At 51.5% G+C, this 14,936-nt stretch carries 12 protein-coding genes and 1 tRNA gene; 8 read left to right on the top strand and 5 right to left on the bottom strand.

What is annotated here, in order from left to right; all coding sequences use genetic code 11:
• Positions 1–99: 99 nt before the first annotated feature.
• Positions 100–897: a DgsA anti-repressor MtfA gene (mtfA, locus tag JG725_RS05190; protein ID WP_199376945.1), complete on the bottom strand. Its 798-nt coding sequence runs from the start codon at positions 895–897 to the stop codon at positions 100–102.
• A 94-nt stretch (positions 898–991) separates the two neighbouring features.
• On the opposite strand from mtfA, the gene JG725_RS05185 reads away from it, so the two are divergent.
• Together JG725_RS05185 and JG725_RS05180 are read left to right on the top strand one after the other, a co-directional pair.
• Positions 992–1,081: transfer RNA gene (locus JG725_RS05185), tRNA-Ser, on the top strand.
• A gap of 180 nt (positions 1,082–1,261) precedes the next feature.
• Positions 1,262–1,429, top strand: coding sequence for a YqaE/Pmp3 family membrane protein (locus JG725_RS05180; RefSeq protein WP_172289096.1), 168 nt, complete (start codon positions 1,262–1,264; stop codon positions 1,427–1,429).
• A 97-nt stretch (positions 1,430–1,526) separates the two neighbouring features.
• On the opposite strand, the gene JG725_RS05175 is transcribed toward JG725_RS05180, so the two are convergent.
• Positions 1,527–2,948: a diguanylate cyclase gene (locus JG725_RS05175; protein ID WP_370541591.1), complete on the bottom strand. Its 1,422-nt coding sequence runs from the start codon at positions 2,946–2,948 to the stop codon at positions 1,527–1,529.
• Positions 2,949–3,507: 559 nt separating this feature from the next.
• On the opposite strand from JG725_RS05175, the gene JG725_RS05170 reads away from it, so the two are divergent.
• A complete protein-coding gene (locus tag JG725_RS05170) occupies positions 3,508–3,912 on the top strand; it encodes an aegerolysin family protein (RefSeq protein ID WP_199376941.1) in 405 nt (134 codons plus the stop codon).
• Between the two features lie 81 nt (positions 3,913–3,993).
• Positions 3,994–6,192, top strand: a complete 2,199-nt coding sequence (locus JG725_RS05165; protein ID WP_199376939.1) for a hypothetical protein — start codon at positions 3,994–3,996, stop codon at positions 6,190–6,192.
• Positions 6,193–6,242: 50 nt separating this feature from the next.
• On the opposite strand, the gene JG725_RS05160 is transcribed toward JG725_RS05165, so the two are convergent.
• The 3 genes from JG725_RS05160 to moeA form a co-directional block, all read right to left on the bottom strand.
• The gene (locus tag JG725_RS05160; protein WP_172289100.1) at positions 6,243–6,842 is read right to left on the bottom strand and encodes a nitroreductase family protein; all 600 of its coding nucleotides are present in this window, start codon (positions 6,840–6,842) and stop codon (positions 6,243–6,245) included.
• Positions 6,843–7,001: 159 nt separating this feature from the next.
• Positions 7,002–7,754 (bottom strand): molybdopterin-synthase adenylyltransferase MoeB, encoded by a 753-nt coding sequence (moeB, locus tag JG725_RS05155; RefSeq protein WP_199376937.1) that lies wholly within the window; start codon positions 7,752–7,754, stop codon positions 7,002–7,004.
• A 2-nt stretch (positions 7,755–7,756) separates the two neighbouring features.
• Entirely contained in the window at positions 7,757–8,992 is a 1,236-nt protein-coding gene (moeA, locus tag JG725_RS05150; RefSeq protein ID WP_199376936.1) for a molybdopterin molybdotransferase MoeA, read from the bottom strand.
• A 485-nt stretch (positions 8,993–9,477) separates the two neighbouring features.
• Here moeA and gsiA point away from each other — a divergent pair, with 485 nt between their 5' ends.
• From gsiA to gsiD, 4 genes are all read left to right on the top strand, one after another.
• Positions 9,478–11,379: a glutathione ABC transporter ATP-binding protein GsiA gene (gene gsiA / locus JG725_RS05145; protein ID WP_199376934.1), complete on the top strand. Its 1,902-nt coding sequence runs from the start codon at positions 9,478–9,480 to the stop codon at positions 11,377–11,379.
• Positions 11,380–11,407: 28 nt separating this feature from the next.
• Complete coding sequence (gene gsiB / locus JG725_RS05140) at positions 11,408–12,952, top strand: glutathione ABC transporter substrate-binding protein GsiB (RefSeq protein ID WP_199376932.1); 1,545 nt, start codon at positions 11,408–11,410, stop codon at positions 12,950–12,952.
• A gap of 101 nt (positions 12,953–13,053) precedes the next feature.
• Complete coding sequence (gene gsiC, locus JG725_RS05135) at positions 13,054–13,974, top strand: glutathione ABC transporter permease GsiC (RefSeq protein WP_172289105.1); 921 nt, start codon at positions 13,054–13,056, stop codon at positions 13,972–13,974.
• A gap of 9 nt (positions 13,975–13,983) precedes the next feature.
• Entirely contained in the window at positions 13,984–14,889 is a 906-nt protein-coding gene (gsiD, locus tag JG725_RS05130; RefSeq protein WP_172289106.1) for a glutathione ABC transporter permease GsiD, read from the top strand.
• Positions 14,890–14,936 lie beyond the last annotated feature (47 nt).

Genomic DNA, 14,936 nt, shown 5'->3' with positions numbered 1-14,936 from the left:
CGGGGCGCATGATATCCGGCACCTGCCGTACTGTCAACGGCAAAATCAGGGTTTATGGCTGACTGTTTAGGCTGTGTACAATTCTCTGTTTGTCACCGGTCAATAAATAGTAGGCGTATGATAGTTTGTGCTGTTTTGCCATGTTCTGAGGCGGGTCAGCGGATCCTGGCGATAGAAGGCGCTAAAACATTGGTATAACGCCGGGAATCGCTCAACCAATAGCTCTGGCGCGCTGAAGAAATATTCGGAAAGCACGGCAAAACATTCGGCGGGATCCTGGGCGGCATAGGGATCCATGCTGGCTGCGGCTTCACCCACCAGGTCGATTTCTTCCTGTAGCGATTCCATCGCGGCGTGTAAATGCTGTTCCCATAGGGCGATATCGCGCAGAGCAATAAGAGGAACGCCGGTCGCAATGCCGCCGCCGCGGATATCCAGCTTATGAGCGACTTCATGAATAACGAGATTAAATCCGGACAGGTCAAATGAATCCTGCACTTCTTGCCAGTTAAGAATAATCGGCCCCTGATCCCAGCTTTGCCCCGACTGGACAATCTTACCGGTATGCACCAGGCCGAAATCATCCTGCCATTCGTCATCCACAATAAAAGGACCGGGATATATCAGCACCTCGTGGAAGCCATCCAGGCATTCAATACCCAGTTCCAGCACCGGCAAGGAAAACAGTAGCGCGATACGCTGCTGCATGATTTCAGTCAACGTCAGACCCTGTAAGGGAATCAGGCGTTTTAGCTTCAGGAACTGACCCGCGATATTAATCAGCTGCTGCTGTTCCACGTCGCATAAAGGCGCGAGTAGAGGGATAGACATTGCCGGCTGCCAGCGATCAAGCGCTTCTGCCCGACGTTCATTTGTTTTCCACGGCCACTTAATCATTGCTATTGCTCGCTAAGTCATCAATTGAATTTAAAGGCGAGAGCTAATGCTGTTAAAATGCCGCAAAAGCGGGCATCATAGCAACCGCTTAAATGGAGAGATGCCGGAGCGGCTGAACGGGACGGTCTCGAAAACCGTTGAGGGAGCAATCCCTCCGAGGGTTCAAATCCCTCTCTCTCCGCCACTATTCAACCATTTACACTCATTTCTTTCTGTGACGATCGCCACGCCGGGAAAAATTTCAAATTTGTTATCATCTGAACGTTGGCATAGCGCTATGCCGATGATTTATTTCGACGTAAATTTGTCAGATTGCACCCTATGTACTAATTTCATAGTTAATCATCACGTTACGGAGGCTGATATGGGATTTTGGCGAATTGTTTTTACTATTCTTCTGCCGCCGTTGGGCGTGTTATTGGGGAAAGGACTTGGCTGGGCGTTTATTCTGAATATTATTCTGACGCTGCTGGGATATTTCCCGGGATTGATCCATGCGTTCTGGGTTCAGACGAAAACTGACGGCATCTAAGTCGTCGTGCTCTGAACCAGATATCCATTTTAGCGATGCATATCCTCAACGGGCGACGCCACGGTGTTGCCCGTTTTACATTGTATTCCTGCCCAAACTATTTCCCAGCCAGAACAACCCGGTTACGTCCTTGCTGCTTGGCCTGATACAGGGCCATATCAGCCCGGTTAATCAGCATATCCAGCGTTTCATCCGCCTGATACTCTGCCACGCCGCAACTGATGGTGACATGGATAGGCTCCTCCTGATACATCACTTCCGCCATTTCAATATCGTGTCGCAGCGTTTCCGCTCGTTGGCGCGCATTATCAAGGTTGCAGTTATCCAGCAACACCACAAATTCTTCGCCGCCCCAGCGGCATACTTGATCGCTATGGCGTGTCGCCTGCTGTAGCAGCGTGGCTATTTTTTGTAACACCAAATCCCCCACGCCATGTCCGTAGCGATCGTTAACCAGCTTGAAGTTGTCGATATCAATAAGCAGTACGGATAGAGGGTTATGCTGCGCGGACTGCTTGGTGCGCCAGCGTATAAAGAAATAGTCGAAAGCCTGACGGTTCATTATGCCCGTCAGCTTATCGGTCGTCGCCATTTGCTCCAGACGACGCTGATAGCCGCCAATCGTCAGCCACAGCAGCAACAAAAACAGCGTGCTGACGACGATGCTGACGCCAAGATTTTTTATCAGCATGGTGAAAAGCTGTCTCTCATGCGGGTGATTGCTTTGTTCTATCATTAAATACCAGCCAAATTCGGGGATCAGGCGGGTATTAAGAAATATTCGCTTCCCCTGTGAGTCGTATTCATAAGCGCCGCCGGGCACCGTCAGAATTGAGGTGGCGAATGCCGACAGTCCGGGCTGTTGCTGAATCCTCAGCTGGCGATCGTATGTCTTGCCATGCAGCGTTACGTTGCCGGTTTTATCAACAAAATAAATCGTGCGGTTATAACGCTGCTCGTATTTTTCGATAAGGTGTTTTACCCGCTCGACGGGAATACCGATGCCGGTCACGCCAATGAAATTGCCTTCATAATCCATAACCTTGTGATTAATGAAAATATCCATATGGGTACGGTCTTCCGGATCGACGCGGATATCAACGAAATAGGGTGTTTCGTCCGACAGATCTTTGGCCTGAAAATACCACTGATCTTCAGCCGATTGCTCCGAGATAATCCGCTGAATACGTAGGGGATCGTAGAAACGTTTCGTTTTATCAGAGGCAAAAAAGGAGAATAAGGTATTGAAACGGCGGTCTATCTCTTTCAGATAACGAATCATGGCCTGTGAGTCATGTTCATTATTGAGTACCCAGTCACGCACAAAGGTATCGTGAGCCATCAACGATGAGATAAAGATAGGTTTCAGGAGGTCTTGCTGAATTTCAGAGTAGACATTATCGCTGGTCAGCGGCAGCGTGTTTTCTTTTATCTCTGCTTCCAGCGATCTTTTTGCCACCCCATAGCTGGTCCAGCTAATAACCAGAAATGCCGTGAGCAACATGATTGCAAATAACATAATTGCCCGCGGTTTATTTAGCCAACGTGAGTTTGTTATCAAGCCTATCAGCAAAGCCGCGTTCTCCGTGTGATCAACTAGCGGTGGCAGACAAAAAACGGCGTTGAACCTCATGGCTGCCGGTCAATTTTCTTATTGAAGTTAAGCAGGGATGGCATAAAACATCAACAAGAGTTCCATCGCCGGTTGGCGATTTCGCATCGTAACGGACCTGTCAGTACGGCCGTTTTTCGGTGAAGTTATATAAATAATACCGTATTAATTAATAGAGATTTATTTTAAATAAACGATTTTATTACTTATAATAAATAAGAGTGAAAGATATTTCGCTATTTATATTTTTTATTATCAGCTTAATTGTGGAAATTTATTTTTTACAAATATAGGCGTTTGTTTTTGAATGGAATTTAAAAAATAATGGTGGTGTTTGATTTTTTTTATCATGACAGAATGACAAAAAAACATTTTATGCTTTAATTGGTAAGGTGGCATTTTTAGTGAAAATGGTACGCGATATTAACGGATAATGTTTTTTTTAACTTTATGTGAAGAGGTAATTATGGCTTATGCACAATGGGTAGAAATAAAGGTATACGCTGAGAATATGAAACTGACGGTAAAGAATGTCAGTCTGGAGTGGGGGAAATTTTACCGGCAGGGTAATAAAGATGATGAAATCTCAAAGAATGCAATTGACGGGATGAGCATTTCCTCAGGCAATCCGGGGATCATTTGTGCCTGTGGCCGTTCGGACGCCTCGTCAGGGACGGAAGGAAGTTTCGAATTGTATAACGGTAATGATTATGTTGGTAAATATTATTGGGATTGCCCATGGGGATCTAAAAATAATAAATCAGTCTGGTCGCCTACGACAAGCGTTAATTATAAAACCTCTATTGAAGGTGGTAGCCTGAATTCGGGTGCGATAGGGAATGTCTATATTACCTGCATCAAGGTCAAATAATAGAGTAGATCATCGTGGATATGAAAACATCATATGGTGATGATTGATTAATGTGATTTTTATCAACTGAGGAAATTGAGTGTGGAAAGCAGACAGTCTTTTAACAACCCGTTGCTTGGTGTGAGGATAGGGTCAACCATCGTGGGTAATAATGGTGTTTTCAGCCCTTCCATTATTATTTCAAATATTACCCGCATGATCCCCGAGAAAGAGGTCGGCAAATTTATGACGGGGCAAAGTCAGTATGTTTATACCGATCAGCTTAATCAAGGGGCTGCGGGAGTGTCCGGATCATATGGTGTTTCCGGCATTTCAAAGCTTACGTCTTCGTTATCTACCTATGTGGGTAATTCCACGGCGTCAAGCAGTAAATCCATTGATGTTAATTACAATGTCACCATGCTATCAGGGATGGAATACATTGATTTTGACGATCTTAAAGCTGAAGATGTGTTGAATTCTTTAAAACTCGGCCCCAAATCGCTTGCGCTAGACGTATTGAATAAATTTACCGCGGTGAGAAATAAACTGGGTGGCGCAAAAAGCCTCAGGGATTATCTACAAGGTGACCTGCCGGATGAAACCGATGAATTATTGCAGCAATGGGTGACAGCCTTGCAGGAGTTTGTGAAACAGTATGGCGATGGTGTGGTGGTCGGAGTGATTTGGGGCGGTTTGGGCACCGTGTCGATGAAAATGACCAGCAAGGAATATGAAGACAATTGGAAATATGGCGGTAATGCCGAGTTCTCTTATTCCGGAATCGGTACTTCGGTTTCTGTGCAGGCCTCTTACGATGGCAGTAAATCGGATCGCGAGTCTAACGTTAACGTGAGCTGTACTTCCTGGTCCAGCGGCGGGTGCGTGGCCGAGCAGGTTGATAAATGGTTTGAGATTGTTGCCAATAAGTCTTTTGATGAAATTGCTGATATCAAGCTGCTGGAAAAAGCCCCGAACATCAGCTCAGTCTCAGCCCCGCCTCAAATTCCGGATTTTCAGAAACCGGCCAGTGAGCCAGAGATAACAGAAAAACTTAAAGACATTGATGAATTAGATGATGTGAAAATGTTTTCTGTCGCCTCGGCTTATGACAAAGCGAAAGCGCTGGATAAGGATCTGACGCTGGAGGAGTTTTTAAGAAAAGCGGATAGCAAGGCCGACGATCAAAACGTGAAACAACTGCAAGACGAAGTTAAGAGCAATAACATTGATGTTCTCATCCCGAGCGATCAACGCCTGAAAGTATTAGCCACTGTCACATCAATCCTGGATGAGCAAATTCCAGAGACGGAAACGGCGGCTTTCAGAGAGCAAGTTTACCAGTCAATAGAAGATGATTACACGGTATTAGGGGCTTGGATTGCCAATTGGTCAAATATTTTCCCGTGGATGTCCACTGGTTATCTAAATGAAATTTCAAACACCATCCTGGCTCAGGAATTATTGAAGAAACAGTGTATGGTGCAAGACTTGCTGGCGTTAAGTAACCTTTATTATGCGCTGGAGTCTTGTAATATGAATCTTGACTTTTGCAAAATAAAATCGGCTTTACAGATTGCAAACTCTTTTGGTCAATGTTTGAGCGTATTGAAGGAGAATCTTGATCGGGACAACGTGATACAAGAAACATTTGAACGTTTGAGCGATGAAGCCAAAGTTATATATAAAAAGTGGAATGAGATAAAATTCTTACGCAGTTCGGAATTGGGGTTAGGGTTACTTTTCAATGGTGACTATTCTGTTTCTGACGAGGTGATCCGCGTCGAGTCTCATCCTTACAGCCAAGTCGTGTATAAAAACGGTTATTGCTCCTATGGCCATGGAAATTATAGCGCTTTCAGTTCATTTCTAAAGCTGCTTCCGATGATAGGCGCCGATGGCGAGATTTATGTATTCGGTCCATCATCCATGTTTTTGAAAACGGTTAAAAAAGATGAGTCTACTTTTACTAAAGGGGGTGAATTGGCAATGAAATTTCACGCCAATATTGAGAAGCGAATATTGGAAAATGATGATGTCATTCTTACTCCCATTCCCTTTTCGGCGGCAAATAATGTGCACTGGCTTGGACAAGGGGTTAGCACCAATTTATCCACTATTCGTAGCGTCAATGAAAGCCTGGAGGAAATTAGAAAAGAACTCAGCCAATTGAATGTATGTACTTTTAGTAGCGATGATTGGGATAAAAATTGGAATTACACCAAAGCCTATAGTTTACGTGCGTTGAAAACGCAGTATATAGGAATGGTTGATGAAGTCGGGAATATTTTCGGTCGATAAAGCGCAATCGAAACTTCAGGCCAGTCATCGGGCCGGCCTGATTATCGCTGTCATTTAAAAATACGAAAACGCTCTTCATCGGGAATGTAGGTTTTCTCACCCGCGGGCTGTTCAATAGACCCAAACGGCATCTGGGCGCGTAATTTCCAGCTTGCCGGCAATGCCCACTGTTTTTTCACATCATCGTCAATCAGCGGATTGTAATGCTGTAGTGAAGCTCCGATTTTTTCCTGCGCCAGAGCAGACCACACGGCAAACTGGGCAATTCCGGTGGAGTGTTCCGACCAGACGGGGAAATTGTCCGCGTACAGGGCAAATTTTTGCTGTAATTCTTCAATTACCTTGGTGTCTTCAAAGAACAGCACCGTACCCGCGCCGGCAGCAAACGACTCGAGTTTTTTGACCGTTGCCGCAAAGGCATCTTCAGGAACGATCTTTTTCAACTGCTGCTCAACGATATCCCAGACTTTTTCGTGCTGTTCGCCAAACAGGATCACCACGCGGGAGCTTTGCGAGTTAAAGGCGGAGGGGCTTTGCTTAACGGCTTCGGTAACGATTGACACAACCTGATCGGTTGATATCGGCAATGTTTTACCGATGGCATAAATAGAACGACGATTATTGATGGATTGCAAAAAAGCATTACTCATGACTTGTTCCTCTCTACATGATTGCTTATTTCAATACTGTGGCACTGATATATGCCGTATTCAATACAATAGTCTGTTGGTTTGTATATTTATATTTACTAATGATGAATGAATTTACTATAACGACACCAATGCCGTTCGCCGTGATTGCCGTCGGCATCAGCCGCCGCAGACGCTACAGGCGGGGTTCTTCGGCAGTTTGACGTCGCGGAATTGCAGCGTCATGGCATCGAACATCAACAGGCGTCCGGTGATGACCTTGCCGTATCCCGTCAGCAATTTGATCGCTTCCATGGCTTGCAGGCTGCCGATAGTGCCGACCAGCGGGGCGATTACCCCTGCTTCCACACAGGTCAGCGCGTTGTCGCCGAACAGCCGGCTGAGGCAGTGATAGCACGGCTCATCCGGCTGATAGGTAAACACGCCGATCTGGCCTTCCATGCGGATCGCAGCGCCGGAAATCAGCGGTTTCTTTAGCTGAAAACCCAGACGATTCAGACTGTTGCGGATAGTCACATTGTCGGTGCAATCCAGCACGATATCGTGGCTTGCCATCAACGCGCCGAGCGCCCGGTCATCCAGACTGGCGTCCACCGTCTCCAGCGACAGGTGCGGATTGATTTCCGCCAGCGCAATCCGCGCTGATTCGACTTTCGCCATGCCGATACGCGCGTCGCGGTGCAATATCTGGCGTTGCAAGTTGGACAGCGAAACCGTATCGAAATCCAGTAGCGTCAGGTGGCCGACGCCGGCCGCGGCCAGATATTGCGACGCCGTGCAGCCCAGTCCGCCCAGCCCGACAATCAGCAAGCGTGCGGCTTTCAGTTTTTCCTGTCCGTCAAAATCAAAACCGCGCAGCACAATCTGACGATTGTAACGCAGTGCTTCGGCATCACTGAGTTCCGGCAGCATGATCAATGTCCCAGGAGTGAATTGAATGGTTCTATTTCGACCCATTCGCCGGCGGCGACCCGGCCTCTTTCGGCCTCCAGCACGATAAAACAGTTAGCGAGGCTAAAGGAACTGAAGACATGCGAGCCTTGATGGCCGGTAGTCCTGACTTCCAGTTCGCCTGCGGCGTTACGGCTGAAGATGCCGCGCTGAAAATCCGTGCGGCCGGGGGTTTTTTTCAGCGCGCTGGTGGTTTTTACCCGCAAACGCGCAGGCAGATGCCACCGGCTGTGGCCGGATAAGCGGGCCAGCAGCGGTTGAACCAGCTGGTAAAAGGTCAGCACCGCGGAAACCGGGTTGCCCGGTAGGCCGCAGAACCAGGCATGTTGCAGCTTGCCGAAAGCGAACGGCTTGCCGGGTTTGATCGCCAGTTTCCAGAAACGGATATCGCCCAGTTCATCCAGCATCTGTTTGGTGAAATCCGCTTCGCCCACGGAAACGCCGCCGCTGCTGATAACCAGATCGGCGCTGCTGTCCGCCCGATAAAAGGCGTCGCGCAGGGCGGTCGGATCATCGCCGATAATGCCCAAATCGTTCACCTCACAGCCAAGCTGTTCCAGCATCAAACGCACGGCGAAACGGTTGGTGTCATATATCTGGCCGGCCTGAAGGGGAGTGCCTACCGGCTGAAGTTCATCGCCGGTTGAAAAGATCGCCACTTTCAAACGGCGATATACCTTAAGTCGGGCGATCCCTAACGAGGCCAGCAGCGGCAACTCCGCGACGCTCAATTTGCTCCCTGCGGGCAGCACCGTCGCGCCTTCAGCAATATCTTCACCTGGCAGGCGGATATTCTGGCCCGGTTTGACGTCATGAGGAAAACGAACGCCGGCGTCGCTGACTTCCGCCTGTTCCTGCATGATAACCGCCTCGGCGCCTTCAGGGATCGGCGCGCCGGTCATGATGCGGATACAGGTTCCGACAGGCCATTCACCGTCAAACGGCGCGCCGGCAAACGCTTTGCCCGCCACCGGCAGCGCTGCTGACGCGCGGAGATCCGCGCAGCGAACGGCATAGCCATCCATCGCGGCATTGGCAAAAGGGGGAACGTTTATTGGGGAGGTTAGCGTATCGGCGGTGATCCGGCCGGCGGCCTCATACAGTGAAACGTTTTCGGCTTCCGCCATCGGCGCTACCTGGGAAAACATCTTTTCCAACGCCTGTTCGAGGGTCAATAAGCTTGAGGTAACGCTTTCCATCTGCACTCCATGATTGGTTTCGCCGGGCAAGTCAGCGGGCGAAAACAGGTATCGTATGCCAATATTATGTCAGAGATTGCATTGCGGGAGAATGTGGCCGCGCAAGGAACGCGGCGTGTATGACCCTAATCAATAAACGCGTTGATTGCGGAAAGGCCATATAGACTGTTTGTTTATGTATATTAACGTTATGTTATAAAAAGAATTTTTATCAAACTATCGATTAAGTTTCTGCTTTACATCATACCCTGCGCTAAATATAGTCAAAAAACGAGTGTGATGACGAAAGGGCGGTTTGCCGTTGCATGCCGTCATTCATTATTCCTGTGCAGAAAAAGTGTATTTAACATCCATGTGCTATTTTTCAGGTTATCGCCTCCGCCTGTAAGGCGCGAGAAAACGCGTCGCGTCCTGAAGGCGTTAACCCTGGGTTCCCGACCGAACCGCCGTCAGCGCGGCCCTTGTTATATGGAGATTCACTGTTAATGACTCAAACTCGGCATCCTCATGCGCCGCTTCTCACGCCTGAACCAGGGATTTTTCTACCTGATGACCGGGTGCTGGCGGTTCGCGATCTGAGCGTCTATTTTGACCAACAGGGCCAGCGGACGGATGCCGTGCGGGATTTGACGTTTTCGGTGGATCGCGGCGAGACGCTGGCGATAGTGGGAGAGTCCGGGTCGGGGAAATCGGTGACCTCGCTGGCGTTAATGCGGCTTATCGAACAGGATGGCGGCGTGATCCCGCAGGGCAATATGGTATTTCGTCGACGTAATGGTCAGGTGCTGGATTTAACCACGGCCCGCCAGTCGCTGATGCGCAAATTGCGCGGCGCCGATCTGGCGATGATTTTTCAGGAACCGATGACATCGCTCAATCCGGTGTTTTCGGTCGGCGAGCAGATTGCCGAATCCATCCGTTTGCACCAGGGGATGGACCACCGCGCGGCGCGGCGTGAAGCGCTGCGTATGCTTGATTTGGTCAGGATCCCTGAAGCCCGCAACGTACTGGATCGTTATCCCCATCAACTCTCCGGCGGGATGCGTCAGCGGGTGATGATTGCGATGGCGCTTTCTTGCAAGCCGTCGCTGCTGATCGCCGACGAGCCGACCACCGCATTGGATGTCACCATTCAGGCGCAGATCCTGCAACTTATCCGGGTATTGCAGCGGGAGATGGCGATGGCGGTGATCTTCATTACCCACGACATGGGGGTGGTGGCGGAGGTGGCCGACCGGGTGCTGGTCATGTATCGCGGTGAAAACGTTGAGACGGCCAGCGTAACCGACATCTTCCGGGCGCCGCGGCATCGCTATACGAAAGCGCTGCTGGCGGCCGTCCCGAAGCTGGGGTCGATGCGCGGGCAGCCGCTGCCGGCAAAATTTCCTTTGCTGAATCAGGATGCGCAACCCGCTGCCGACAGCGCGCCGCAGAATACGATACCGGCCCATGCGGCGCCGATTTTGCAGGTTAGCGATCTGGTGACGCGCTTTCCTATCCGCAGCGGCATCCTGAACAGGATAACGCGGCAGGTGCACGCGGTGGAAAAAGTGAGTTTTGATCTCTACCCAGGGGAAACGTTGTCGCTGGTCGGCGAGTCCGGCTGCGGCAAGTCGACCACCGGACGCGCGTTGCTGAGACTGGTTGCAAGCCAGAGCGGAACCATTACTTTCAACGGACAGCGGATCGATCGGCTGTCCGGCCCGGCGCTACAACATTTGCGCCGGGAGATTCAGTTTATTTTTCAGGATCCCTATGCTTCGTTGGATCCTCGTCTGACGGTCGGTTTTTCCATTATGGAGCCTTTATTGGTGCACGGCGTGGGCAATCGTCGGCAGGCGGAAGAGCGGGTGGCGTGGCTGCTGGCCCGGGTTGGGCTGGAGCCGGAACACGCCCGGCGTTATCCGCATGAGTTTTCCGGCGGACAACGCCAGCGTATTTGCATCGCCAGGGCATTGGCGCTTAACCCCAAAGTGGTGATTGCGGATGAGGCGGTCTCCGCCCTGGATGTGTCCATTCAGGCGCAAATCGTCAACCTGATGCTTGAGCTGCAACGCGAATTCGGCATCGCGTTTTTATTTATCTCACATGATATGGCGGTGGTGGAGCGGATTAGCCATCGGGTGGCGGTGATGTATATGGGGCAGATCGTGGAAATCGGCCCGCGTAGCGCGGTGTTTGAACATCCCCGGCATCCCTATACCCGTAAGCTGATGGCGGCGGTGCCGGTTGCCGATCCATCACGCCGCCATCGTGAACAGGTTTTACTGGTTGATGAAATACCCAGCCCGATTCGGGCAATAGGCGATGAACCTACCATCGCGCCCTTGGTGCAGGTTGGCGAGCGTCATTTTGTCGCTCATCACCCGATCGCCGGCGCTTATTGACAGGGAATCATAAGGAGAACGTAACACGATGAATGTTATCACTTTAAAGCGTAACTGGTTACTTGCCGCCGGTGTCGCCGCCGCGATGGCGGCAGCGCCCGCCTGGGCCGCCAAGGATGCGGTTATCGCCGTGGCGTCCAACTTCACGACGCTGGATCCCTACGACGCCAACGACTCGTTATCACAGACCGTTGCCAAATCGTTCTATCAGGGACTGTTTGGTTTCGACAAGGATATGAAGCTGGTCAATGTACTGGCGGAAAGTTATGAAACCAGCGCGGATGGTCTGGTTTATACCGTTAAGCTGCACCCGGGCGTGAAGTTTCATGATGGCACGGACTTTAATGCCGAAGCGGTCAAGGCGAATCTGGATCGCGCCAGCGATCCGCAGAACCGGCTGAAACGATATAACCTGTTCAAAATGATCGATAAAACGGAAGTGGTTGACGGACAAACGGTAAAAATCACCCTGAAAACACCGTTCTCCGCGTTTATCAATAACCTGGCGCACCCGGCGGCGGTGATCATCTCGCCGGCGGCGTTGAAACAGTATGGGAAAGAGATTGGTTTCCATCCGGTGGGCACCGGGCCGTACCGCTTTGTGACCTGGAATCAGACCGATTACGTCAAGGTGGAGAAGTTTGACGGCTACTGGAAAGCGGGGCAGCCTAAGCTGGATAGCATTACCTGGCGTCCGGTGGTGGACAACAACACCCGCGCGGCGCTGCTGCAAACCGGGGAAGCGCACTTTGCGTATCCGATCCCCTTTGAACAGGCCAAAGTGCTGGAGAAAAACGACCAACTGGCGCTGGTCGCTTCACCGTCGATCCTGCATCGTTATATCAGTCTGAATGTGACGCAAAAGCCGTTTGACAACCTCAAGGTGCGGCAGGCGATTAATTACGCCATTAACAAAGACGCCTTGATCAAAGTTGCTTTTTCCGGCTATGCCACCCCGGCCGAGGGGCCGCTGCCGCCCAGCATCGATTATGCGGTGAAGTATCAGCCGTGGCCTTACGATCCGGCTAAAGCCCGCGAGCTATTGAAAGAAGCGGGCTATCCTGACGGATTCACCACCACGCTGTGGTCGTCGCATAACCACAGTACCGCGCAGAAAGTGTTGCAGTTTACCCAGCAGCAACTGGCGCAGGTCGGCATCAAGGTGCAGGTCACCGCCATGGACGCCGGCCAGCGCGCCGCTGAAGTGGAAGGGAAAGGGGTGAACGAAACCGGCGTGCGCATGTTCTACACCGGCTGGTCGGCTTCAACCGGGGAAGCGGACTGGGCGTTGTCGCCGTTATTCGCCACCGCCTCCTGGCCTCCGGCCCTGTTTAACACGGCTTTTTACAGCAATCCACAGGTTGACGCCGATCTGGCGGACGCGTTAAAGACCACCGATCGGGCCGAAAAGCAAAAGCTGTATAAAGACGCGCAGGACAAAATCTGGGCCGACGCGCCGTGGGTATTTCTGGCGACGGAGCGTTTGGTTTCGGCTAACAGCAAGAAACTGACCGGATTTTATGTGATGCCGGATACGGCTTTCAGTTTTGATGACGCCGATCTGAAAGAATAAGCCGGACGGCCGCAAGCACGGGGCGGCGATCGCCGCCGTCCCGCATTTCAGCAAAATTCCACTCAACGGGGAGCAGAGCGCATGTCTGTGGAAACTTTTCCATGCTGAATTATTTTATTAAACGGTTACTGGGATTGATTCCCACCTTATTGATTGTGATGGTGCTGGTGTTCCTGTTCGTTCACCTGTTACCCGGCGATCCGGCGCGCTTGGCCGCCGGACGGGAAGCGGACGCCACGGTGATAGAGCTGGTTCGTCAGGATCTGGGATTGGACAAACCGCTGCCGCAGCAGTTCTGGCGTTTCTTCACCAATATATTGCAAGGCGATCTGGGGACCTCGATGGTGTCCAAACGGCCGGTAACCGAAGAAATCGCCAGCCGCTTTATGCCCACATTCTGGCTCACCGTCACTAGCATGGCGTGGGCGGTTATCTTCGGCATGGCGATAGGCGTCGTCTCCGCCGTATGGCGCAATGGCTGGCCGGACCGCATTGGCATGACGCTGGCGGTATCCGGTATTTCTTTTCCGGCGTTTGCCCTCGGCATGTTGTTGATGCAGGTGTTTTCCGTCGAGCTGGGTTGGTTGCCCACCGTCGGCGCAGACAGCTGGCAGCACTATATTTTACCCTCCATTACGCTGGGAGCGGCGGTGGCGGCGGTGATGGCCCGCTTTACCCGCGCCTCGTTTGTCGAGGTAATGCGCGAGGATTACATGCGTACGGCGCGGGCAAAAGGCGTGCGGGAATCGCTGGTGGTGTTGAAACATGGCTTACGCAATGCGTTGATCCCCGTCGTCACCATGATGGGATTGCAGTTTGGTTTTCTGCTGGGCGGTTCGATCGTGGTCGAGAAAGTGTTTAACTGGCCGGGACTGGGCCGGCTGCTGGTCGATTCTGTGGAGATGCGCGACTATCCGGTGATTCAGGCGGAAGTGTTGCTGTTTTCTCTGGAGTTTATTCTTATCAATCTGTTCGTCGATATGTTGTATGCCGCGATTAACCCGGCGATCCGTTATAAGTAAGGAAGAGGTATGAAAAACTGGCGACGTAACGCGATATTGTCGACTCTGCCGGCGATTGGCGAGCATCAAATTCGCACGCCGTGGCGTGAATTCTGGCGACGTTTCCGTCATCAGCGCATCGCCCTGCTGGCTGGCGTATTTGTGGCGCTGCTGGTTATCGTTGCCTTACTGGCGCCTTATTTGATTCCCTATGACGCGGAAAATTACTTTGACTATGAACGGCTGAATGAAGGGCCGTCCGCGATGCATTGGTTGGGCGTGGATTCGTTGGGGCGCGATATTTTCAGCCGTATTTTATTGGGCACGCGAATTTCGTTGGCGGCGGGTATTTTTTCCGTGCTGGTGGGGATGCTGATCGGCACGTCGCTGGGGCTGCTGGCCGGTTATTACGAGGGTTGGTGGGATCGCATTATCATGCGTATCTGCGATGTGCTGTTCGCCTTTCCCGGCATCCTACTGGCGATCGCGGTGGTGGCGATTATGGGGAGCGGGATGGCGAATGTGATTGTGGCGGTGGCTATTTTCAGTATTCCCGCGTTTGCCCGGCTGGTCAGAGGGAATACGCTGGTGCTGAAACAGCAGACCTTTATTGAATCGGCCCGCAGCATCGGCGCGTCTGACTGGACGATTGTCTTTCGGCATCTCCTGCCCGGTACGGTTTCCTCTATCGTGGTGTATTTCTCCATGCGGATCGGTATGTCGATCATTACGGCGGCCAGCCTGTCGTTTCTGGGGCTGGGCGCCCAGCCGCCCACGCCGGAGTGGGGCGCGATGCTCAACGAGGCGCGTTCCGATATGGTGATCGCGCCGCACGTGGCGATTTTCCCCAGCCTGGCGATCTTCCTGACGGTATTGGCGTTTAATCTGCTGGGCGATGGCTTGCGCGATGCGCTGGACCCAAAACTGAAGGGCTGAAGAGAAAAGTGCGAATGCCCCGGCTTTCTACTGAGAAAGCCGGGGGC

Origin of the sequence: Brenneria sp. L3-3C-1 (assembly GCF_016456245.1) — a bacterium.
GTDB lineage: Bacteria > Pseudomonadota > Gammaproteobacteria > Enterobacterales > Enterobacteriaceae > Brenneria.
Note: the sequence above shows the minus strand (reverse complement) of the source record. Positions and strands in the feature narration are given on the sequence as shown.

Excerpts from the sequence above, each read along its gene's own strand:
- mtfA (WP_199376945.1), bottom strand. The coding sequence starts at position 897 with ATGATTAAGTGGCCGTGGAAAACAAATGAACGTCGGGCAGAAGCGCTT.
- JG725_RS05175 (WP_370541591.1), bottom strand. The coding sequence starts at position 2,948 with ATGTTATTTGCAATCATGTTGCTCACGGCATTTCTGGTTATTAGCTGG.
- gsiB (WP_199376932.1), top strand. The coding sequence starts at position 11,408 with ATGAATGTTATCACTTTAAAGCGTAACTGGTTACTTGCCGCCGGTGTC.
- gsiD (WP_172289106.1), top strand. The coding sequence starts at position 13,984 with ATGAAAAACTGGCGACGTAACGCGATATTGTCGACTCTGCCGGCGATT.
- JG725_RS05180 (WP_172289096.1), top strand. The coding sequence starts at position 1,262 with ATGGGATTTTGGCGAATTGTTTTTACTATTCTTCTGCCGCCGTTGGGC.
- JG725_RS05170 (WP_199376941.1), top strand. The coding sequence starts at position 3,508 with ATGGCTTATGCACAATGGGTAGAAATAAAGGTATACGCTGAGAATATG.
- JG725_RS05160 (WP_172289100.1), bottom strand. The coding sequence starts at position 6,842 with ATGAGTAATGCTTTTTTGCAATCCATCAATAATCGTCGTTCTATTTAT.
- gsiA (WP_199376934.1), top strand. The coding sequence starts at position 9,478 with ATGACTCAAACTCGGCATCCTCATGCGCCGCTTCTCACGCCTGAACCA.
- moeA (WP_199376936.1), bottom strand. The coding sequence starts at position 8,992 with ATGGAAAGCGTTACCTCAAGCTTATTGACCCTCGAACAGGCGTTGGAA.
- moeB (WP_199376937.1), bottom strand. The coding sequence starts at position 7,754 with ATGCTGCCGGAACTCAGTGATGCCGAAGCACTGCGTTACAATCGTCAG.
- gsiC (WP_172289105.1), top strand. The coding sequence starts at position 13,054 with ATGCTGAATTATTTTATTAAACGGTTACTGGGATTGATTCCCACCTTA.